Raw genomic sequence first — 19964 nt, forward strand, 5'->3', positions numbered from 1 at the left:
ACTTGGTTGCCGGCTCAACCAGGGACGCCTGACAGTCGGCCAGCTTCGGGAGCGTCGCGGACGGACTGTCAGGGATGGCCGGAGGCAATCGCGGAACGACTCTCGCCGGTCAGGACGGCCAGACCGTCACCGTTCCCGGCACCGAGGCGGCCGCGCTGATCGTCCCGAGTCTCGCCGCATCCCTGACGGCCGTGCCCGGCCAGCGCAAGCTGCTGGCCGGGCGGATCGAGGAACTGCTGGAGGCTCACCCTCTTTCGAAGGTCCTGACGTCGATGCCGGGCATCGGCGTCAGGACCGGAGCACGCATCCTGATCGAGGTCGGCGACGGCAGCACTTTCCCGACCGCCGGCCACCGCGCCGCCTACGCCGGACTCGCCCCAGCGACCCGCAACTCGGGCTCATCCATCCGCGGCGAACAGCCCTCCAGGAGAGGAAACAAGCAGCTCAAACGAGCCTTCTTCCTCTCCGCGTTCGCCGCCCTGGGCGACCCCGCATCCCGGACCTACTACGACAAGAAGATCGCCCAGGGCCAACACCACACCCAGGCCCTGCTCTGCCTCGCCAGACGCCGAGCCGACGTCCTCTTCGCGATGCTCAGGGACGGCACCTTCTACGAACCGAAGCCGTCGGCCACCATCACCTGAGCTGCGGGTCTGCGAGGAGAACGACTCGATCGGCCTCGACGTCGAAGCCCAGCACCGGATGGCCGTACTCGCCCTCCGGATCCATCAGCACCTGCTTGCCCAGCCGACGCCCGATCTCCCGAAGGAAGCCGCAGAGCACATCAAGTCGGTCCTGGCCCTGCAACTCCCGCAGGTCGACGTCGAAGTCGATTTCGTCGTCGGCATGGAAGCTGAATATCGCCAACACATCATCCGTCAGCCAGACCCGCAGGTCCGGGCACTCGGCATCCGCCGGACGGGACAGCACGGCCTCCGCCCGGGGCACCGGAAGCATCGTCTCTCCCTCGGAGTACTGGCACTTCCAGCCCTTCTCCGCGACAAGGTCGAGGACCGCCTGCCAGTCGTCCACCGAGGCATTCGGGACACGCACGTCCGGCAACGACCCCATCAAGTCCAGGTCGAAGAAGCATTTCACGTCATGCCACAGCAGGTCGCTCACCCCGCCATGCTGCCCGGATCGCCGACCCCACGCACGCGCGTTTCCCTTGACCAAGGACATAGGGGCACCCCCCGCGGATGCGCGCAGGAGTGGGGCCCGGCCCTGCCTCAGGATGGGCTCGGGCCCCACTCTGACAATTGGCCTGACTGCGCCAGAATGCCCAGCGCCCACCTGGCGACTCGCAACGCGGAGGTTGGGAAGCGAGCTTCCCGCATGGGTCACCTCCGTCGGCGGCACAACCTGCCGGAACAGCACCCATCTAAGCACTGCAGTCGGCCCGTGAGCGGCCTGGTTGCGGCCCGGGTTCGCGTCGGGAGGGCGCCGCGTGCGGGGCGCCCTCCCGGCTGCCAGCGAGGTGCGATGGAATGGCCGCGTGACCGTTCATGATGTGGCCCGAGCGCTCCCCGGTATAGAGGAACTGCGCAACCACTGCCGAGGGCTCGCGATGCTGGACGCCGTGCTCAGCCCTGAATGGGACGCGCGATTCTACTCCTACGACGCCCACTGGGGTGACGGCGAGCAGATGGCATCGATGCGGGACGGCATCGGCGGGGAGTACGCGGTCGTCTTCTCGGCCGCCGGGGTCTATGTCCGTGGCTTCGATCACGAGTCGCCTATGAGTCCCTGGGCTCGCATGGACGTTCCCACAGTGTGACCGGGCGTAGTCGACGACGTGCCAGAAACCTTCCGCCCGTACATCACGGAGCCCGCCTTCTGCGATGAGCACGGTGTCCCCACCATCACCTGCTGCCTATGGCGCCGGACGACAGACCAGGTCTGGCGGACTGGCGCCATCGTCTTCCCCGAAAAGAAGGACGGCGCCCCGGACGGTGCTGACGTCCTCTTCGAGCTTCTCGTCGACCGCTCGCCAGAGGCCTACGCAGAGTGGGCGTCTGAGTATCACGAGGTTTCCGTCGAAGTTGAAGCTGTTCGCGACGTCCTGGCCGGGCACCCGCTGACTGCGAAGATCGTCGCCGAGCTCAACCCATACGTCGAGCTCTCCGACCTGGCCGTAGACATTGTGGAGATCGGTTACTCGACTTGAGGGCCGAGGCCCCGATCCCTTCCGGCGTTAACCAGTTGATCCAACCGGCCGTGGGGTACGTACTGGCCGGACGGGCCATGTGGCGCTCAGTGCCGGCCACACCGGGCTGGCCTATCAAGGCGAGCAATAGTCAAGACTTGTGGATCGGTTGAGGTGAGTCCGTGAGGTCGCTTGTGCAAGAAGGAGCCTCTCCCCGAGTGGCAAGCGGCCGTCAGCAGAATTGTCCGGTTGTGCTGCGCAAGGGTGTGATGATCTCGTCGGTGAGCCATCGCGCGGCCTGTGAGGGATAGGGGCTCCGCAGGCTCAGCACGATGTGCGTTACGCCTGCGGCGATGAGCTGCGTGATGGCTTTGCGGTCGGCGGCCGGGTCGTCGTAGGAGACGATGTACTGCACGGAGCGGGTGATCGTCCGCGGATCACGGCCGATGGCCGCGCAGTGGTCGTTCAGGACGGCGCTGCGTTCGGTGATGTAGTCGAGTGTGTTGTGCGGCGGGCCGGGGATGTTCCAGATGTCGGCGTGTTCGGCGACCAGGCGGAGTGTTCGGTTTCCCCAACCTCCGATCAGCATGGGCGGGCCTGACTGCTGGACGGGTTTCGGCTCGTTGCGGTTACCGGTCAGGGTGTAGTAGCGCCCGTGGAAGTGGAAGACGTCCCGCGTCCACATGCCGCGGAGGATGGCGATGGTCTCCTCCAGGCGGGCGATGCCTTCGGCGGGCGGGACGACTCTGCCACGTCGGGGAGGAGAGCACGGCCAGCGTAAGGAGACCGGCCGCGGCCCCGGCCAGCGTGCCGCTCCACCGCTTGGCGGGCGACAGCGGGGAGAGCCGGGGGCCGCCGAGACGGCGGCCCGCCGCGTACGCGACGATGTCGGCGATCGACACGGCCACGAATAGGACGAGGCCGAGGGCGGCGCCGGACGATACGAGGCCGACCAGGGCGCCCAGCCACACGAGCCCCAGTACGCCCGCCCCCAGGCGGCGCAGTCCGTGCTCCGCGTCTCCCGAGAGCAACGGCACCCCGGCGATCGCAAGCGCCCGGCCGCCGCCACCCGGAGCACCTCCCCGGGGGCCAGCCAGGCAGTCAGGACGAGTCCGACGATCGCCGCGCCCAGCACCGTCCGGTCCACCGGACCCAGCCGGAGCAGCCCGCCGAACTCCGCCACCGCGACCACACCGACCACGGCCGCGAGCACCGCGATCCCCGGTGGACCGAGCCAGAACGCGGCGGCCACCAGGGGCACTCCGAGCGCCCACACGCACCAGCGGACCATCAGTTCACGGCGCCGGGTCGCCGCTACCACGACGCCTCCGACCGCCAGTGCCCTGCCGAGGTACGGCACGAGACCGGCGACTGTCGTCACCGGGAGCCCCGTCCCGGCGTGCCCGAGACCACTGCGGCCGGCGTGCGCAACGCGTCCAGGGCGCTCTGGCACGCCGCCACGATCCGCGCGTTCTCCGCCGTGCCGCGGACGGCGATCCGAACGGTCCGCCCCTCGTACGCCGGGGACATCGGCGACAGGTCACGCAGGAAGACGTCGTGCCGCCGGCACTCGCGCACCAGCCGCGCCGCGCTCGGTCCGTCCGGCGGCAGGGAAACCGTGAGGAAGTTCGCCACCCCCTCATCGACCGAGGAAAACCCGTCCAACTCCTCAAGGTCGTACGCCAGTTCCCGGCGCAGCACATGGGTGCGGGCCCAGCGCTCCGCGTAGTACGCGGGGTCGCGCAGCGCCGTCACGGCAGCCAGCTGGGCCGGCAGGCTTACGGGCCACGGCGGCGTCCAGCGTCGCAGCTCCCCGGCCGTCTCCGGACCGACCACCAGGTACGCGGCCCGCATCCCCGACAGCGCGTACATCTTCGACAGCGAGGTGCAGACCACGACCCGGGCGTCGGCCGAGGCGAGCCCGGCAAGCGAGTCCGCCGGATCGACGTATCCCAGGTAGGCCTCGTCGGTCCACCACCGGGTCCGCACGGGCGAGGCCTCGATCACCGCGCGCAGCGCGTCGGCCGGGACGTGCCGGCCCGTCGGGTTGTTCGGGTTGACCACCACCACGAGGTCGTACCGTCCGTCGCCGGTCGCGGCGGCGAGCCGGGCCGGGTCGAGCAGCCAGCCGTCCTCCCGGCGCAGTGGGAGCCGGTCGACCCGGCAGCCGATCACCCGCTCGGTGACATGGGCGTACTCCGCGTAGCCGGGATCGAGCAGGAGCACCCGGCTCCCCGGCGTCAGCCACCGGCCGAACGCGCGGAAGATCAGATCGGACGAGCCCGCCCCGACGACCAGCGACTCCACCGGGAGCCCACGGACCGCGGCGATCTCCGCGAGCAGTCCCTCCGTGCCAGTCGGTGGCGAGGTCCGGGCCGCCCACCCCGGATCCTCCGAGAGGACCGCGCGGACGCCTGGGGACGGTGGGAACCAGGCGTCCAGCACATCCGCCGCGACCACCTCGTGACGGCGGGTCAGGGTCCGGAAGTCCGTGCCGATCGCCGAGAAGAACGCCCCGCCGTGCTCACAGCCGTCCGCACGCGGCGTGAAGGGCACGTCGAGGCGCCAGTCGAGGTCCGTCCTCAGCCGCTCAAGGATCCGGCCGTGGCGCTCCGCGACCGTCCTCGTCAGCTCGGCCACGGAGCCGCTGAGGACCTCAAACGAGATCGCGCCCGAGCGGACCGTGCGCCCCACCGGCCGCAGCCCGGCGGCGAGGTACATGTCGAGCAGTTCCGTGCGTCCCATCGCCACCACCCGGCGGCCGCCCCGCGCCGCGACCCAGCGCAGCGCCCCGTACATGAGGAGTGGCGCCGCCGCGGTGGACCGCCAGTGTTCCTCGACGGTCAGGACGCGGATCTCGAACGGCGCCTCCTCGGCCAGGACCAGTAGCTCCTCGCGCGTCAGGTACTTGTCGAGGGAGTAGCGGCCGACCCACGGCGGGGTAAGGCTGACGAAGCCGATCCGCGTCTCGCCACGCGCGGCCACGAGATAGATGTTGTCGCCGTCGAGTCCGTCACTCAGCCTTCCCGACGGATCCACCGGATGCTGGCCGAGCTCCTCCGCGTACACGCGGTGGCGCAGTTCGTGGATCCAGTCGTGATCCCGAGGCGTGGCAGTGCGCAGCTGCAGGGCGTGGTCCATGTGTATGTCCCCCCGAGACGGTCCGGCGTTCGCGGCCCCAGCATGGAGGAGTACGGCAACCAGCACCTGAGTACTCGTACTCAGCCGGACAGCGAAGGAGTTGGAAGCGGTCCAGGTCAGGGCCGAGTCCATGGGCAGGCGCCGAACCACCGGCGCCGGCCGTGCTCCGGCACAGATGTTCGGTCGCTCTGGCTTCCAACTCCTGCGGAATCGAGCCCTGTTGTCGTGACGGGCAGTGATGGCGTCACGGAAGTTGTGCCAGAGCCTCCGGGGGCTTTGGCACGACTTCCGTGAAGCGGTCACGATTAGTGATCAGCCGGTGTTGCGAGTGCTTCGAGTATCTGTCGCACTTCCTGGCGCCACTGGTCGGCGTCGGCGCTGTCCACCCAGCCGGTTGTCACTTCTGATCCGTCCTGGAGAACCCGGTCCAGTGCGCGTCTCGCCGACGCGCGAAGCGAGGCTGGCAGTTCGGGCAGCGGTTCCCTGGGGCTGTCATCGGGGTCGATCACGATGGGGCTGTCCGGGAGGGTGCTGGCGACCAGAACGCTGGCAGCAACGGCTTCGACCCCGTCTCCGCCATCGACGCGTTCTCCCGAGGCGGTGACTCGCTGGAATGCCCGCTCCAGCACGTCGATGACCTGCTGGTGGGTGAGTCCCTCAAGTTCATCGACGAAGTCTGCGGCGAGGTCGCTGTCGAACGGGCCGGGTCCCCACGTTCCCATGCATGGCTCCCTGATACGGCTGTCTCGGACGAAGGAATGGTTCCAGGAGCCGCTGACATCGGTCACGGGGCAAGGAGGACATGCTCGCGGAGCAGCGCGAAGCCAGCGAGTCTGAACATCTGGCGCTTGAGCATCTTGATCCGGTGACGTGTCCTTCGACGACGCCGGAGTTCCAGGGCAGGGTCAGGCCGGCGATGACCGCGTCGCGGTCTCGGTTCGATGCCGGCCGCCAGAGTGTGGAGGCTGGGAAGGTCGTCCTGGCGGACGGCGTCGAGCCACTGCGGGAGTTGTTCGCCCTCGCGCTCGGTGAGCATTTGGGCGAAGGACCGGACGTGACCGGTCAGGGCGTCGAGTTCGGGACAGTTGGCAAGGTCGGCCTTGAGTCGGAGCTGTTCGATCTCGGTCAGCGTCTCGGGGCGGCTGAGGATCCATCTCGTCACCACGCGGAGTGCCGGCGGTTGCGCGGTGACTGGCCGTGGCGAGGTGCGCTTCTCTCGCAGGGCACGCCTTTCCCACGGGGGCGAGGGCGGCTGGCACCGACCAGACTCACTCCTCACCGGCGCGGGTGCAGGTGGTGCGAGCCCTCCTGGTCTCGCAGTTCCAAGTGCGACCCGGCTGCGAGGGTACGGCGGTAGCAGAGGCAGTGGAGGGCGGCGAAGGCGAGACCGGCCGCTGTTTCACGCGATCGAGCAGGCCCGTGGTGAGCACGTCGGGCCGGCAGCTGCCCGCACCCGACCCGGCCAGCAGCCTGGCCACCGACGACGCGCCGCTGGGCACGTATGCCGGCGCGCACGTGATTCGCAGCTCCTCCGCTATCGGCTTTTTCCCGCGCCGCTGTGCTGCCCGGTGTCAGTATCGAAGAGTCGACCTTCCGTGCATAGGCTTCCGCGTATGGCCAGCCGATCTTTTCCCTACGACCGGTTCCTTGGTGAGTTCCAGGAGCTGGCGCACGGTCGCCCCGACGGCCCTTCACTGCGCGACTCGGTCCGCGACCACACTGCGCCGGAGGAGGAGAAGCTGGTGCGTTACCTGCGAGCAGGGTCAGCTCTTGCCGTGACCGGATCACCGGTCCATGACGCACTGAGTGGTGAGTTCATCGGTGCGTTGGAGCTGCACACCGACGGCGAGTGGTTCTGGTACTCAGACCTCGCTCACTATGTCGAGCGCTACCACGTTCCGCTGGACGAGGACTTCATCGGTCACGCACGTGCACACCACTGGACGTCACCCGCACTCTCGACTGAAGACCTTATCGAGATCGCAGACACGTTGGAGGCGCTCGAAACCGAAGACTCCGAGGGGGCACAAGGCGACGCGGCCGCGGTTCAGGCTTTGAGGGAAACCGCGCCCGGGGCGGCACCGGCCCGGATATGAGGGCGGGCGTGGTCAGCCGCTGGGTGGCTCCTCGACCGGGCCAGGTGGGGAAAGCCTCCGTGCCGTTTCCGGACACGATCCATCACCGAGTTCCGTGCGCCCGCCCACCAGCTCCTGACAATGCTGTGGACACTGTTGGGATACTGCCGTCATGGCCGTTACCCAGCAACTCGCCCGGATCCCGGCGGAGTACCTCGCCACCTGTCGCCAGTCCGCCGGCGCGTCACCGGACGGTGATCCCCACTGGGATCCCCTCGCATCGGACGTGCTCGATCTGGACTGGGCGCCGGCCCTGCTGGCACGGGCCGGCGAGCTGGCCGGGCTGGACGACGGCCACCTCGACGCTCTGCGCCAGGCGACCGACGGCGACACCGCCCTCGATGTGGGCTTCCTCAACACGCACCCGCACGCCATCGGCCCCTTCGGCACCCGCCGCCCTTACCCCCGATCAAGTGGCCCGCATCGCAGAACTGCTCGCACACATCGACATGCCCACGCTCCGGGCAGCCCTGCCCTGCGACGACAGTGACGCCGCGTCCGTGATCGGTCACGGGGCTGACAAGATCACCGGGGTCCCAGAAGCTACCTGCTGAAGCACTTCACCGCCCTGCGCGACTTCTACCTCAACGCAGCGCAGCGCCACCTGCTCGTCGTCCTCTGGTGGGACTGACTCGCTCAGAACCCGGGCGGCGCGCGGGCGGGCACATGGCGGCGCACGCAGAACCCGCGACTGGGCGTTGGCCGACCGCCGCGCCCGCTGTCCGCGGTAGCCGTTCTGCAGAGCGCCTCAGGCTGCCCGGGCGGCGGGGTTTTGCGTTGAGTACGCGTACTCATGTTCGTCAGGACGCTGACTGGCAGGCTCCGCGATATGAAAAGTGGCAGGGGGTCGTTGACGGCCCTGCATCTCTTCCTGGTCTGGGCGGCGATGGCGACCGTGGTGCCGGCGTTCGGATTCGAACTGGTGATAGGTGCCTGGGGTGGTGTGGCCGATGCGACGGATCCGGTCTTCGCGTTGGGTGTGCCGCTGATGGTGGGACTGCTGGCCACGGCGGGCATACCGGCGCGGACCGTGGTGCCCCTGTGCGGCTCCATGCCCAAGCGGCTCGGCTGGGCGGTAGTGGTCTTCGCGCTCGGCACGCTCGGCGTCCTGGCAGGTCTGGCCGCGTACGCCGAGAAGGTTGACTTGGGGAACGCCAGTACCCGGATCGCGCTGACGGGGGTGCCGTATGCCGTGGCCGCGGCCTTCTTCGTGCCGAGCCGGTGGGTGCGGTTGGGGGCGCTGGCCGTGCTGGCGGCCGGGGTGGCCTATGGGGGCTTCGTCGGCCCGGCGCAGGCGCAGCAGCGCCAGAACGAGGCAGAGGTCGCCCGGTACCGGGAGCATCCGGAACTGCTGTACCTGGGCACTGCGCCGCCCGGCATGCAGCTATCCCGTGCCGAGGTCGGTCCTGCCTACTTCCGCGTCGAATACCGCCCCGTCCAAGGTGAGTTGGGGTATGTGGACCTCACGGTGCGCGGGCCGCTCACGCCGGCCTTCCGATGCCCAGAGCCTGCGGAGAAGGGCGTGACCTGCACAGTAGATGCGTACGGCGGGATGCTCACGGTCCGCGACTTCCCCGGCAGCGCCCGCGCTGTGACCTTCATACGTCGCCACCAGAACGTGGAGGTCGAGGTCACCAGCCAGACCTTGGACGAGCCCGGGCTACGCCTCTTCCTGGACACTCTGCATCCACTGTCGGACACGGAGCTGGAGAAGCTGATACAGGAAAAGAAGATCGAATACAGTCTTCGCTGAGCATGCTCAAGCTTCGCTGCGAGAGGTCACCGACCGTGCGCTTCAGGAGCTGAGGAAGCGCTGGATGACTGTGGTGCCGCGCCCGGCCCGCTCCGAGCGGACTTGGCTCTTTGCCAATGAACTGTCCCACTGTCCGGTGTCCTGGGCGGCGACCTCGCCAGTTGTCATGTGCCGGGCGGGGTGGGGCACGTGGCCGTCGCCGGCGAGTTGTACAGGCACGTTGGCGCCTCACGCCATGCTTCTGGGTGCCCTCGTGCGTGACCATCCCGGATGAGATGCCAGGCGAAAACTGCCGGGCACGGCGGCACAGTCGTGTGGCCCGAGTCGTAGGGCAGGACGTCGAGGGGCTGGGGCCGTCGGCGACTCGCATTGGCTTTGTCGGGCTTCCGCAGCTCGCGAACGCACAAACGATCTGCAGCAGGTGGAGATCCGTGAACTGCAGGAGCAGGCGCCCGCGATGACCGACGGCCAGCTGCGCGACGGCGTGCACCGGGTGCTGCGCCGCTTCGCCCAGGAGCAGCCGCCCACATGCCAGGTCGACAGCATCACCGTGCTGATCCGCCCTGGAGTGCGCATCGACTGGCCCGCCTCCGACCGTCTGCCCTGCGCCTGACACCCGCAGAGCGGGGGAGGATCTGGGAAACGAGGTGCTGCCGGGCTGTGCGCGCTGCCTTCACGTGCCAGATTCTGTCAACTGCCCTGCCTCGGTGGGTACGAATTTTCAGGGGACCGGGAGGCGAGATCAGCAGAATCCCGGCCCGTCCTCTGTCGGCGCACCGGGCGCGGCAAGCCGGCCCGAAGTCCCCGAGCTCGATCGCGAGCAGGTCGCGTAGAAAGGTGGACAGGTCGGCGGAGCCAGCTGGACTCGGGGATCCTGGACCGGTCGGCGCAGGAGGAATTCGATGTCGGTGGGGGCCCGTAGGCTTCAAGCTAGGGCTGCAGCAATAGGCAGCGTGGGGGAAGGGACAGGGACCTGACGACGGTGCGCCCCACGCATCTCACGGAACGGGTCGGCGTTAGCTTGGTCAGCCTCCAGGTGGTGTCAGAGCTGGGATGGCTGTTTCGCGAGCAGGAGACCAGCGACGTCGGAATCGACGCACAGCTGGAGGTCGTGCTCGGCGCGAGCATGAGCCCGGGTACCTCCGGGAAGTCGACTGGCCGACTGCTGGCCGTGCAGATCAAGTCCGGGCCTAGCCAGTTCGCCGGCGCGACCGACGGTGGTTGGTGGTATCCCTGCGACGCCGCGCACGTCGAGTACTGGACGAGCCACTCGCTGCGGGTCGTCGTCATGCTGGTCGACACGGGAACCCGCAGCGTCTACTGGCAGCACGTCAATCCCACGACGTTGGTGTCCACGGGCAAGCACTTCAAGATCTTCGTCCCCACGGCCCAGCAGCTCGATACGGCCAACGCCGACGCGGCTGGCCGCTCCGGCCCGCTCTAAACAGGGCGCCGACCCGTCACCGAGGCCGCCGATCGTCTGCCGGCGGAAACCCGTCTCCGGCTCCTCAAGGCCCACCGCGCCGGACGGGCCCACGCGGCGCCGCTGGCCTTGCTCCTCGCCGACTCCGATCCCGCCCACGCCGTCCGCGTACTGCTCACCTCACCCCCTCCCTGGCTGACGGAAGCCGACACCGCGCACCTGGAGGACGTTTGGAGGATCACCGCCTCTTACGCCGTCAGCCACGAACTGGGCATGCCGACGGTGAGCGCGCTGGAGCGGGCCGCCACCGTATCCGCCGACAGCCGGGGCCGCCTCCTCACTTTGGCTGCACTAGCGGCCGCCTACCAGGGAAGTCCTCAGGCGGCGTCGCTGGCCGACCAGGCCGGGGAAGAAGGCGACACCCTTCTCCTGGCCGTCGTCCGGGCGGTGATCGACTCCCCGCAACAGATGCCCGAACACGTACCCGACGTCGTGCAACAGGCTCTGGCCGCCGGAGGTCCGGCCGCCACCGCCGACGCCAACGTCCTGCGCTTCACGGCCCACTGCCACCTCACCGCGGGCCGCCACGACGAAGGCGAGGCCGTGCTCGAAAGGGCGCTGCGCCTCACGCCCGGCGATCCTGACATCCAGGCCGAACTTGCACGGTGCCTCCTGTACCGCAACGCGGTCGGGGCTCCCCGGCAGGCCTTCCTCGACATCGGCCGGGCCATGCGTCTGGCGTCAGCCGCGCGCGCCGAGTACCGGCGCTGGCGGGGCCCGAGTATTCGGACGGCGCGCGTCCTGCTTGATGCCCGTGTCATGGCCGGCGCCATCACTGCCGCCATCGGGACAGTGCTGGCCGAACCTGAAGGGGACGCGCAGGATCCGGAGACCTCCAGCCAGGAACTTCTGGTTGAGGCGGTCCGGGTGGCCAGCCAGGCCGGTCAGGACGAACAAGCTGCCACCCTCGCCGAGAGCGTGACCGGCGAGGGCGACCGGCTGCAGTTGCTGGCCCACATGTGCGACGCCGCGGCGGGCAGCAGCCGAGAGGCGCGCATCGCCGCCTGGGAAGCCGCGGTTGCCGGCGCAGGCAGCGAAGACCAGCGCGCCGTGGCCGCCTACGCCCTGGCCGGTCTCGGGGTGTGGCCCGTTGCCCATCTGGAGCGCCTGCACGCTGAAGGCGCCCTCGCCGAAGCGTTCTACCAGACCCGCTGGGCGAGTGCCGACGCCGCGCGTGGTGACGACGCAGCTGCCGTCCGGCGCCTTCGCACTGGGAGTCCCGAAGTGTCGTGGCAGCGGCGGGGCTGGTCGTCCAGTACGACAAGCGGGGCGAGCACGCCCTGGCGGCGGAGGCCGCCGAGCGGGCGGGTCGGCGCTTCGGCGACACCTCGCTCCGGGTCCTAGCCGTCGACCTGTGGGAACGGGCCCGGATCGCCGCGCTGACCCTGGTGTCCCGCCCCTTCCTGCCCGACCGCATGCGTGGCCGCCTGCGGCGCGCCCTCGTCCAGTGGGCGGGGGAGCGCGGGGACTGGGGCGACATGGAGGACCTTGCACTGGCCGGGCTGGCCGAGGAGGCGGGCATCGACCACGTGATGGCCGCCGAAGGAGTCGGCCGCGCACTGTCGTCCCCGGCTATGGACTTCGCGCGGGCGGCCATCCACGCCCAGGTGAGGAACAGCAGCCTCGAGACCGCGCGCGACACCCTGACCCGGTTCGCGCCCCAGGTCCGCAACGAGCAGGACGCGCGGGCCTGGCACACGCTGACCCGTTGGTCGGGTTGGACCCCGGCGCTCGCCGAAACAGCACTCGGCCTGGCCGAACACTTCCAGCCGACGGACACCGAACTCTCCGCGCTCCTCACCGCGGCCGTCCACGCCGCGACCGGCGAGCCGCCGCAGCCCGTTGGCGACGTCAACGGATCTGCCTCCGCCCTGGAGGGGGAGACGCGGCACGCGCTCGAGCTGCCCGAGCCGCTGCGCGAACGCCTGACACGCCTCCTGACCGAGCTGCCTCCGAGTGCGGTGCTGACCCCTGTCACAGGCGGCGCGCACGGACTCGCACGACGCCTCGAACAGACCCTGGGGCGCCGCGAAGTGCTCCTGGAGGCGACGGCCAGCGGGGTACGCGCGGACAGCTCCCTGTCGGCATGCTTGCCGCAGTGGCGCACCAGCCCGTCACCCTGACCCTTCTCCAGCGCGCGGTCGGCGTTTTCCCCGCAGGGAGCACCGACCCCCTGCACACCGCCGCCGAGCGGAAGGCCGTGCACGAAGCGCTCGGCCGGACCGCCGTCGTCGACGTCACGGCTTTGGCACTGACCGCCTTCCTGCCCGGACGCCTCGGCGAGATGAGGGCGGCTTTCGCATCCACACCGTCCCCCACCGCCGTGTGTGGCGACGTACTCAACACCTGCTACAGCCTGCGCGAGACGGAACGGTCGGCCGGCGTGCTCGGCGTACGGGGCGGCCGGCCCTTCATCGCCGAGTACACCGACCCGGACCGGCAGGAGATCCGGGGCCTCGCCGCCGCTCTCTCCCGGCCGTCCCCGGTCTCCAACCGGTCGAAGTGTCCGACCTCACCGAGGTCCGCCGCAGGTTGAGCATGTCAGGCCCGACCGACGACTCGGATGACGCCTGGCTCTCCGCCGCCCAGCTCGCCTTGGACGTAGGCGCACCTCTGTGGTGCGATGACGCGTTCCTACGGAGCCAGCTGATCGCAGAGGGCATCCCCACGTTCGGATCGCTCGCTCTGCTGCACGTTCTCACCGAGCACGACGACTACCCCGAGTTCACCGCCGACCGCCTGGACGAGGACCTCCGCGTCCTGCTGACGTCCCAGGTGGTCGATCTGCCCGTCACCCCGGCCCTCCTCGCCGAGACCGCCGCCGCCGACGGCTGGAAGGCGGGTCCCGCCGCCGCACCCTTCAGCCGTCCCCACCTGTGGGAGACCGCCGGAGGCCTTCCCCTCTGGACCGCGGCCGCCGATCAGGTGTGGACCCACGCCCCGGCGAACTCGGTAGCTGGGTCCGCGTCGCGGCCCACGGGGCGACAGTACGGGCTCAACCGGCCCACCTGCTCCCCGCCGTCCTCCTCCTGAGCATCGAGACCCTTCTCGCTGTCGGCATCGGTCCAGAGTCGGCGCACGAGGTAGAACGCGCCGCGCTCGACGCGCTGGGCAATGCCGTCCGGGCCGTGCAACGAATTCACGAGGTGACCGAGCAGCCGGTCCCCGTCCTCCCCAACCCCACCGACCAGGAATTCCGAGGACTCCTGCGCGCGGGACTGCGACGGGCGTTGACCGTACGCCGCTTCTCGGCTGCTCTGGCGACCGCCATCGTCGATGAAGCCGTACCGCTGGAGACATGACCGCAGAGGGCCCCTGCCCCCCATTTCAGCCCGACGTCGGCGAACGCGACGAGCTTTTCGGTGGTCAGCTTGGCCCGGCGACCTCTTGCTGTTGGACAGGAACACCCCGAGTTTCACCTCCTGCCGTCCGGGAACTCCTCTACGTGCCCGTAGGGACCGTCACAGAGCCTCGTGCGGGCCCTCTACGTCAGGGCCGCAGATGTCGACGCCTGGACGCGCACCTCGGGCCCTACCGCGACCCGGCCGCCCGCGAGGCCGCCGCCGGCTTTCTTACCCCGCTGGTCCTCGCGCACGCCGCGCTGCTCGCCGTTACTCGCCCGCCTGGTCCCCGGCGCCGACGTCGACCAGCTGGCGTTGGCGGCCCGGCTCGCCACCACCGAAACCGAAGCCACAGGTGACCTCGCCGTGTTCCTCGCTCGCGTCCGGTCGTAGCGCAGTAATCGCACGGCCCGCTCAGGCATGCGTCGGGACTCACGCTCCGCTGTCTCGCAGACCTCCTGAGTCTGGGGGACAGAACTGGGAGACTGAGGCCGCAAATACCCCGGAACGCCATTGATGTCTGGGAGGTGCGGGAGCGATGATGCGGCCCCAGGCACGGCAGCGCCCCACGGGTCAGATTCAGGTCGTCGGCTCCGGCGGCGGCCCGCTGGTCGAGGTCGAACAGCGAGAGCTGGGCACCTATGACCGGCTGTTCACCGTCATCGACGGCGGCCGCGACAAGGAGGCGATCTAATGGGACGCTTGCGAAGGAGGAAACAGAGATGGCCAGAAGGGCCGGGGGGCCCGCTCGCACCGCATTCCCCCTTCGCAGCTCTCCGCCCCGCTGCATGATCTCCAGCGGGGCGGAACTACCCTAACAACCTCGGTCGCCAGGGCAGGGGCTTTCCTGCGCTACGTCGGTGACGTTCAGTCCCAGTTGCATTGGTGTCGCAGAAAGTAGACCTCACTCGTGGCATTGCCCATGCCGACGGAGCTGTGCCAAGACTCCAGGTCCCAGGTCGGCCCTGTGCTCCATCCGCTTTCGTCCGTTGGATCTGGAAACACGAACTTCGAGTGACAGGCGAACTGCTCATACATGGAGTTGTGTTCGGTGTCGTCCACTCCGTTCGGGTACGGAACTACCTGCCACAGTTGGTTCCAGGACACCGTGAAATCCGTACGGGCGACAGTGAACCCCTTGTCCGTGGGAAAGGGGCGGACCACGACGTTGCTGGTCCCGTACGGAATCTCAACCCGGACCTGCTTGAACAAGTCGGTCCCATTGGTGCCGAAGTAACCCACGCATTCGCCGTGGCATCCTTCGACACCATTTCCGGCGCTCCAATAGAGGGTGCGGCCATTGGAGAACTTCTGGTCGATCGAAGTGTACTCGTCGTCCTGGAACTCGTCGGACGTCGGGTAGCCGAACGGGCCGCCTTCGTACCCGTACTCTCCCCACAGCTGGCCGATCTTCCCCCAGACAGGGTGCGCCCCGTTCGACAGCGTCGGATGCCAGTAGAGAGTGCCGCCCTGAAACTGCTGCCGCTTGCCGGCGCCGTCGGGGTTGGTGCGTTCGTCGTCGACCGGGTAGCCGAGCTTTCCGCCCTCCCAGCCGAGCGCGCCCCACTTGCCGCCGATGGCGCCCCATACGGGGTGCGCGCCGCTGGTGGCGGACCAGTAGATGGTGCCGCCCGCGAACTCCTGGCGCTTTCCGTGCCCGTCGGGGTTGTCCAACTCGATGTTGATCGGACAGCCGAGCGGCCCTGCCTCGCGGTCCAGCTCGGTGTACTTGACGAGGATCGCTCCGCCGACTTGCTTGCCACAGACGTCGTCTGCGGCCGCCGGGGACGCCTGAACAATCAGAGCGGCAAGAGAAGCCAGAGCGACAACCAAGCCCTTGAACAGGGGGGCCTTTCGCCGTAACGGTCGAGTCGACACTTCCACGTGCGGTTCCTCTCAGTAGTCCGTCATTGGTGGTCGGACCGTACAACCGGTGTGGCCTGGGGACAACGACGCCTGCTCGGCCTCCGGAGTGCGGGTGCAGGCGCAATCCACTCGGCGCGCGGTAGCCGTTCGTTCCGATGTTCCTCAACACTCGAAGATGGACAACCGTCTCCTGGGGAGACCCAATCGAGTGAGAGGCAGCGAGTCCGCAACCACGTCCCGGACATGTTCGCTATGGTTCCTGACCAGGTCACACCCGCTCCAGGGACGCTTCTGGCCGGAAAATCAAGTGAGACACGGCGGCGGTGGCGGGTCCGGTGCCCAGCGGGCGGCGGTCGGTCATCGCCCGATCATCGCGGCGGGGCCGGAGTTCTTCTTCACCGCCCCGCCCACCCGCTCCGGCCGGTCCCAAGGCGCGCGCGTGTCACGCACGCGCGAGGCGGTGAACTTCGCCGGGCAGCAGCTCGTGCTCCTGGTCGTCGACGGCGACCAGCTCGGCGCAGCATCTGCACGGCCGGTGCGGGGCCTCTGCGAGTCGGCGGAACCGTGCCGGTCCCGCACGGAGGGCGTCCCTGGAAGTAGTCGCCGTGCCGGAACGCCCGCGATTGCGGCGCTGAGCTGGGGCTTCACTGGGGCCCGGGATGACACCGGACGCGACCCAGGATGCGACCTGCGGCGCGACCCAGGGCAGGACCAAGGACGCCACCCAGGGCGGAACCCAGGATGCGACCTGCGTCTGGGCTGGCGGTGGTCATGGTGGATCCGTCGGGCTGCGCTGTCTGTCCGTCAGGTGTCCGGCTCCCTTGATGACAACCGAGATCGCCCCAAACATCGGCGCTGATTTTCCCCATAACCAAGGAGTAGGCGGTACCGGATCGGGGCGGTGTATTCAAGACCGGGCGGGCGGTTTTGCAGGTCAGAGCTATCGAATTCAGATTCTGGGCTGGCAGAGTCGATGCCGCCGCAGCGCCGTTCCGCCCCACCCCACGCCCATCGCGTGACGAGGCTCAAAGCGGGTGTGAACGCGCTCACCGGAGCGGCGCGAGGCCTGGATCAACTCGCCGACGCGTCCAGGCTGCGCGCGACGCTGTACCCGTCATCGATGCCGCCGCCCGGCGCCATTCCCGCTGACGGCAGTGCCCCGGACGGCTCGCCGAGCCTGTGGCGCACCTCCGCCGCCCGGCCCGGCCGCACCCACGACAACACCTCCGCCCGTCAGGACCACATCCTGGCCCATCTGCGCGCCACCGGCTCATAACACTGCCAACCGCGTTTTCTCCATCCGGCGGGCACCGGTCGGGCACGGCTTCGCCTACCTTAGAGCTCGTAACACGATCTTGTTGCGGTGCCCTGATTGGGCGTGACCAGTACGACGATTCTGCCGTTCGTGAGGTGTGAGGAACCGGCCGTGGATCGTGGACGATGACTTGTGGGCGCTGATCGGGCCGCTGCTGCCGCCGTGGCCGCAGAAGGCGCCTGGTCCGAAGCCGGTGGACGACCGGCTCTGCTTGCAGGGCATCTTGTACGTCCTCTACAACGGCGTGAGCTGGCAACTGCTGCCGCAGGAGTTGGGGTTCGGCTCGGGTCAGACCTGCTGGCGCCGACTCGGCCGGTGGCATGAGGCCGGCGTCTTCGACCAGTTGCACCGCCTTCTGCTTGCCGAGCTGCACGCGGCCGGCGAGCTGGACTGGTCGCGGGCCTGCCTGGATGCCTCCCACATCCGCGCCAAAAAGGGGGAGAAGGCACCGGTCCGTCACCGGTCGACCGCGGGAAGACAGGCAGTAAGCACCATCTGATCTGCGACGGGAAGGGGACCCCGTTCAAGGTCATCACTACCGCCGCCAACGTCAACGACGTCACCCAGACCTTGGCCCTGGTCGACGGCATGCCGCCCGTGGCCGGAAGGCCCGGTCGTCCACGGCGCCACCCCGAAGCGCTGCTCGGTGCCAAGGGATACGACAGCAACCCCAACCGCCGCGAGCTGCGGAGGCGTCGTATCCTGCCGGTGATCTCCCGCAAGGGCGCCCCGAACATCAAGGGCCTGGGCAAGCTCCGCTACGTTGTCGAGCAGACTTTCTCGCTCCTGCACCACTTCAAGCGCCTGGCCGTCCGCTGGGAGCGGCGGCTCGACCTGCACGACGCCCTCGTCTCTCTTGCCTGCAGCCTCATCTGCTGGAGACTGCTCAAGAGAGCAGTTTCAGATCACCGACACACTGCTATGCCTGGAAGGCCGCGATCTGGTCCGGTACCGAGAACTCTGAAGCACAATCCGGACACGTCGTGAGGCCGAACAGATGGGTCAGATGGTCCGCGGCGGCTGACTGCCCGGCCTTGACGGCCAGATCGTGCAGCCGAGACGCCAGCGGCGGCAGGTCCGCGGGGGCCGCCGGGCGGACTGCGGTGAGTATGGATCCCTCGCGGCCGACAACCCGAAAACACGCGTTCGGGTCCCGACGGCGAGTGCCTCGAAGCTTGGAGGAGAGGTCGATCTCCAAGCTCCCTGCGCAGGAGGGGCACACCACATGGTAAGCATCGCGGCGCAAGTCGCGCCTCCATATGGGCACCCCCTCGAAAGCCAGAAGGTGCTCCAGCCAGTACAGAAAGTCGTCTTCATCACCCTCGAAGGGCCTTGCCATCACCTGCTTCTGCGTCAGCTGGTGCAGCTCGTTGACCGCAGCCGGGTAGTGACCCTGGACGTAACCGGGCTCGTGAAGTTGCTGCTCCTCGACGACGATGCGGCCGGCCAGCCCAAGGGCCTGCCAACAACTGCCCGGCCTGCGACCGATAGCGATGTCTGCCAGAACGGGCAGGGCCGCAAAGCTGGCCGTGTACACCGAGCCCTGGTGGTAGAGAGAAGCCCACAGCTCCTCCCACGCCACTTCAGCCAGCTCGGGATCACCGACCTCGTCAAAGAGCTGTGGTAGATCGGATGCGGATCCATAGGCGTGCTTCAGATGGGACCAGTCCAGGGTCATGGCCGCAATTATCGCAGCCGCATCCATCTCACCAACCTTGCCACCAAGATCGTGTTACGAGCTCTTAGGAATGGCGGACCCTCACCAAGCTCGCACCGACCCCGTCCGCGCCACCCACCTCCTGCGGGACCTGCTCGTCCTGACAAATCTCGAAGTCAACCGCTGAGACAACACCGGCCTACGACTGGCAGGTGGAGTGACTGGCCGAATCGTCATTGCTGTACCTCGTGTTCCACATTTACGGTCTATGTCACTCAGGGCCCTTCAGCTCCGATAAGGAGTCCCTTTCGTGTGATTAAGATCTATGGCGAGCGCGCTCGCTGTCGGCGTGGCGTTGGTCGCTATGAGCACTCGAATCGCGCTGGCGGCCCCGCCGCCGAACCCGGCACCGCCGGAGATCACAGTGACCACGCGCGTGGGGCGCGGGCACGGCCTCGCCTCGATACCCCGTGGGCGGTCTGCGTGCCTGCGAGTGCTGCGCGGCCATGTACGGCGTCCGGGCCGCTGGAGTGGACCAGTGAACGGCGGTGACGAGGCGTTCCCGTCGGCTCTGGACCAATGGATGCCCGAGGACTGGCAGGAGTACCGCCGCCGCATCGAGGACGGCGAGGTCAGCGTGAGAGCGATGGACGTGATCACGCGGCGCCGCACCCGCACGATCGTGTGCCGCGACGAAGACGGACGGTTCCTTGTTCATTGCCGCCCGGACGATTCGTCCCGCTTTCCTGGTCAGTACAACTGGATGCTTGGCGGTGCCGCTGATGTTGGCGAATCGTACGAGGAGGCGGCAGCCCGGGAATTGTCGGAGGAACTAGGCGTTCATGCTGCCCCGCGCTTCGTGCTCAAATTCCTGTGCGCTGGGGCAATCTGGCTCGGACTGCACGAGGTCGTCATCACGGCATCCGTCCAGCCGAGTGTCCAGGAAGTCGCCTGGCACGACTGGCTCACCGAGCCAGAGCTCGAGTCCCTCGTACGGCAGCAGAGGTTCGTCCCAGACGCCCGCGAGGCGTTCGATCGATACCGCGACCTGAGACGGGCAGACCGTCCCCTGAGTTAAGTCCGTCATCGGCTCACCACACTTGGTTCATGGGGAGCACGTCGGGGTC

General features: G+C 68.5%; 23 protein-coding genes and 3 pseudogenes. 17 read left to right on the forward strand and 9 right to left on the reverse strand.

Features of this window, described 5'->3' with window-relative positions; all coding sequences use genetic code 11:
- Positions 1-113: 113 nt before the first annotated feature.
- Positions 114-644 (forward strand): annotated as a pseudogene (locus tag ACH4LD_RS25485) (transposase); the annotation flags it as partial.
- On the opposite strand, the gene ACH4LD_RS25490 reads toward ACH4LD_RS25485, so the two are convergent.
- Positions 637-1122 (reverse strand): hypothetical protein, encoded by a 486-nt coding sequence (locus ACH4LD_RS25490; RefSeq protein WP_398056858.1) that lies wholly within the window; start codon positions 1120-1122, stop codon positions 637-639. The pseudogene ACH4LD_RS25485 and the gene ACH4LD_RS25490 overlap by 8 nt on opposite strands.
- Positions 1123-1495: 373 nt before the next feature.
- Between ACH4LD_RS25490 and ACH4LD_RS25495 the strand changes: the two genes are divergently transcribed.
- On the forward strand, positions 1496-1777 hold the full coding sequence (locus ACH4LD_RS25495; protein WP_398056857.1) for a hypothetical protein: 282 nt from the start codon (positions 1496-1498) through the stop codon (positions 1775-1777).
- A gap of 18 nt (positions 1778-1795) precedes the next feature.
- On the forward strand, positions 1796-2167 hold the full coding sequence (locus ACH4LD_RS25500) for a hypothetical protein (protein WP_398056856.1): 372 nt from the start codon (positions 1796-1798) through the stop codon (positions 2165-2167).
- Positions 2168-2378: 211 nt separating this feature from the next.
- Here ACH4LD_RS25500 and ACH4LD_RS25505 read toward each other — a convergent pair whose 3' ends face one another.
- The 5 genes and pseudogenes from ACH4LD_RS25505 to ACH4LD_RS25525 form a co-directional block, all read right to left on the reverse strand.
- Positions 2379-2831, reverse strand: coding sequence for an LLM class flavin-dependent oxidoreductase (locus tag ACH4LD_RS25505; protein ID WP_398056855.1), 453 nt, complete (start codon positions 2829-2831; stop codon positions 2379-2381).
- Between the two features lie 49 nt (positions 2832-2880).
- Positions 2881-3527, reverse strand: a pseudogene (locus tag ACH4LD_RS25510) (phosphatidate cytidylyltransferase); the annotation flags it as partial.
- A complete protein-coding gene (locus ACH4LD_RS25515; RefSeq protein WP_398056854.1) occupies positions 3524-5287 on the reverse strand; it encodes an aminotransferase class I/II-fold pyridoxal phosphate-dependent enzyme in 1764 nt (587 codons plus the stop codon). The gene ACH4LD_RS25515 and the pseudogene ACH4LD_RS25510, both read right to left, overlap by 4 nt.
- Positions 5288-5592: 305 nt before the next feature.
- The gene (locus tag ACH4LD_RS25520) at positions 5593-6075 is read right to left on the reverse strand and encodes a DUF4259 domain-containing protein (RefSeq protein WP_398056853.1); all 483 of its coding nucleotides are present in this window, start codon (positions 6073-6075) and stop codon (positions 5593-5595) included.
- Positions 6072-6449: a hypothetical protein gene (locus ACH4LD_RS25525; protein ID WP_398056852.1), complete on the reverse strand. Its 378-nt coding sequence runs from the start codon at positions 6447-6449 to the stop codon at positions 6072-6074. The genes ACH4LD_RS25520 and ACH4LD_RS25525 overlap by 4 nt, the downstream gene beginning before the upstream one ends.
- 451 nt (positions 6450-6900) lie before the next feature.
- On the opposite strand from ACH4LD_RS25525, the gene ACH4LD_RS25530 reads away from it, so the two are divergent.
- The 3 genes from ACH4LD_RS25530 to ACH4LD_RS25540 all read left to right on the forward strand — a co-directional run bounded on the left by ACH4LD_RS25530 (position 6901) and on the right by ACH4LD_RS25540 (position 9175).
- Complete coding sequence (locus ACH4LD_RS25530; RefSeq protein WP_398056851.1) at positions 6901-7383, forward strand: hypothetical protein; 483 nt, start codon at positions 6901-6903, stop codon at positions 7381-7383.
- Between the two features lie 151 nt (positions 7384-7534).
- A complete protein-coding gene (locus ACH4LD_RS25535) occupies positions 7535-7912 on the forward strand; it encodes a hypothetical protein (RefSeq protein WP_398056850.1) in 378 nt (125 codons plus the stop codon).
- Between the two features lie 360 nt (positions 7913-8272).
- Complete coding sequence (locus ACH4LD_RS25540; RefSeq protein ID WP_398056849.1) at positions 8273-9175, forward strand: hypothetical protein; 903 nt, start codon at positions 8273-8275, stop codon at positions 9173-9175.
- A gap of 42 nt (positions 9176-9217) precedes the next feature.
- Here ACH4LD_RS25540 and ACH4LD_RS25545 read toward each other — a convergent pair whose 3' ends face one another.
- Positions 9218-9394, reverse strand: coding sequence for a hypothetical protein (locus tag ACH4LD_RS25545; protein ID WP_398056848.1), 177 nt, complete (start codon positions 9392-9394; stop codon positions 9218-9220).
- A gap of 202 nt (positions 9395-9596) precedes the next feature.
- Here ACH4LD_RS25545 and ACH4LD_RS25550 point away from each other — a divergent pair, with 202 nt between their 5' ends.
- From ACH4LD_RS25550 to ACH4LD_RS25585, 8 genes are all read left to right on the forward strand, one after another.
- Positions 9597-9788, forward strand: coding sequence for a hypothetical protein (locus ACH4LD_RS25550; protein WP_398056847.1), 192 nt, complete (start codon positions 9597-9599; stop codon positions 9786-9788).
- A 369-nt stretch (positions 9789-10157) separates the two neighbouring features.
- The gene (locus ACH4LD_RS25555) at positions 10158-10619 is read left to right on the forward strand and encodes a DUF4365 domain-containing protein (RefSeq protein ID WP_398056846.1); all 462 of its coding nucleotides are present in this window, start codon (positions 10158-10160) and stop codon (positions 10617-10619) included.
- A 108-nt stretch (positions 10620-10727) separates the two neighbouring features.
- Complete coding sequence (locus tag ACH4LD_RS25560; RefSeq protein ID WP_398056845.1) at positions 10728-12002, forward strand: tetratricopeptide repeat protein; 1275 nt, start codon at positions 10728-10730, stop codon at positions 12000-12002.
- A complete protein-coding gene (locus tag ACH4LD_RS25565; RefSeq protein WP_398056844.1) occupies positions 11888-12781 on the forward strand; it encodes a hypothetical protein in 894 nt (297 codons plus the stop codon). The genes ACH4LD_RS25560 and ACH4LD_RS25565 overlap by 115 nt, the downstream gene beginning before the upstream one ends.
- The gene (locus ACH4LD_RS25570; protein WP_398056843.1) at positions 12757-13194 is read left to right on the forward strand and encodes a hypothetical protein; all 438 of its coding nucleotides are present in this window, start codon (positions 12757-12759) and stop codon (positions 13192-13194) included. The genes ACH4LD_RS25565 and ACH4LD_RS25570 overlap by 25 nt, the downstream gene beginning before the upstream one ends.
- A gap of 2 nt (positions 13195-13196) precedes the next feature.
- Complete coding sequence (locus ACH4LD_RS25575; RefSeq protein ID WP_398056842.1) at positions 13197-13691, forward strand: hypothetical protein; 495 nt, start codon at positions 13197-13199, stop codon at positions 13689-13691.
- 95 nt (positions 13692-13786) lie between these two features.
- Positions 13787-13960 (forward strand): hypothetical protein, encoded by a 174-nt coding sequence (locus ACH4LD_RS25580; RefSeq protein ID WP_398056841.1) that lies wholly within the window; start codon positions 13787-13789, stop codon positions 13958-13960.
- A 577-nt stretch (positions 13961-14537) separates the two neighbouring features.
- Entirely contained in the window at positions 14538-14693 is a 156-nt protein-coding gene (locus ACH4LD_RS25585; RefSeq protein WP_398056840.1) for a hypothetical protein, read from the forward strand.
- Positions 14694-14866: 173 nt separating this feature from the next.
- Here the strand turns inward: ACH4LD_RS25585 and ACH4LD_RS25590 are convergent, their stop codons facing one another.
- Positions 14867-15883 carry a hypothetical protein gene (locus ACH4LD_RS25590; protein ID WP_398056839.1) on the reverse strand — a complete coding sequence of 339 codons (1017 nt, stop codon included), beginning with the start codon at positions 15881-15883 and terminating at the stop codon, positions 14867-14869.
- A gap of 997 nt (positions 15884-16880) precedes the next feature.
- Here ACH4LD_RS25590 and ACH4LD_RS25595 point away from each other — a divergent pair.
- Positions 16881-17141 carry a hypothetical protein gene (locus ACH4LD_RS25595; RefSeq protein ID WP_398056838.1) on the forward strand — a complete coding sequence of 87 codons (261 nt, stop codon included), beginning with the start codon at positions 16881-16883 and terminating at the stop codon, positions 17139-17141.
- Between the two features lie 154 nt (positions 17142-17295).
- Positions 17296-18074, forward strand: a pseudogene (locus ACH4LD_RS25600) (IS5 family transposase); the annotation flags it as partial.
- Positions 18075-18099: 25 nt separating this feature from the next.
- Here ACH4LD_RS25600 and ACH4LD_RS25605 read toward each other — a convergent pair.
- Positions 18100-18858, reverse strand: a complete 759-nt coding sequence (locus ACH4LD_RS25605) for a hypothetical protein (protein ID WP_398056837.1) — start codon at positions 18856-18858, stop codon at positions 18100-18102.
- A 517-nt stretch (positions 18859-19375) separates the two neighbouring features.
- On the opposite strand from ACH4LD_RS25605, the gene ACH4LD_RS25610 reads away from it, so the two are divergent.
- Positions 19376-19915: an NUDIX domain-containing protein gene (locus ACH4LD_RS25610; RefSeq protein WP_398056836.1), complete on the forward strand. Its 540-nt coding sequence runs from the start codon at positions 19376-19378 to the stop codon at positions 19913-19915.
- Positions 19916-19964: the final 49 nt, after the last annotated feature.

This window comes from Streptomyces sp. NPDC017676 (assembly GCF_044329325.1).
Lineage (GTDB): Bacteria > Actinomycetota > Actinomycetes > Streptomycetales > Streptomycetaceae > Streptomyces.

Excerpts from the sequence above, each read along its gene's own strand:
- ACH4LD_RS25505 (WP_398056855.1), bottom strand. The coding sequence starts at position 2,831 with ATGTGGACGCGGGACGTCTTCCACTTCCACGGGCGCTACTACACCCTG.
- ACH4LD_RS25515 (WP_398056854.1), bottom strand. The coding sequence starts at position 5,287 with ATGGACCACGCCCTGCAGCTGCGCACTGCCACGCCTCGGGATCACGAC.
- ACH4LD_RS25530 (WP_398056851.1), top strand. The coding sequence starts at position 6,901 with ATGGCCAGCCGATCTTTTCCCTACGACCGGTTCCTTGGTGAGTTCCAG.
- ACH4LD_RS25535 (WP_398056850.1), top strand. The coding sequence starts at position 7,535 with ATGGCCGTTACCCAGCAACTCGCCCGGATCCCGGCGGAGTACCTCGCC.
- ACH4LD_RS25575 (WP_398056842.1), top strand. The coding sequence starts at position 13,197 with ATGTCAGGCCCGACCGACGACTCGGATGACGCCTGGCTCTCCGCCGCC.
- ACH4LD_RS25585 (WP_398056840.1), top strand. The coding sequence starts at position 14,538 with ATGATGCGGCCCCAGGCACGGCAGCGCCCCACGGGTCAGATTCAGGTC.
- ACH4LD_RS25605 (WP_398056837.1), bottom strand. The coding sequence starts at position 18,858 with ATGACCCTGGACTGGTCCCATCTGAAGCACGCCTATGGATCCGCATCC.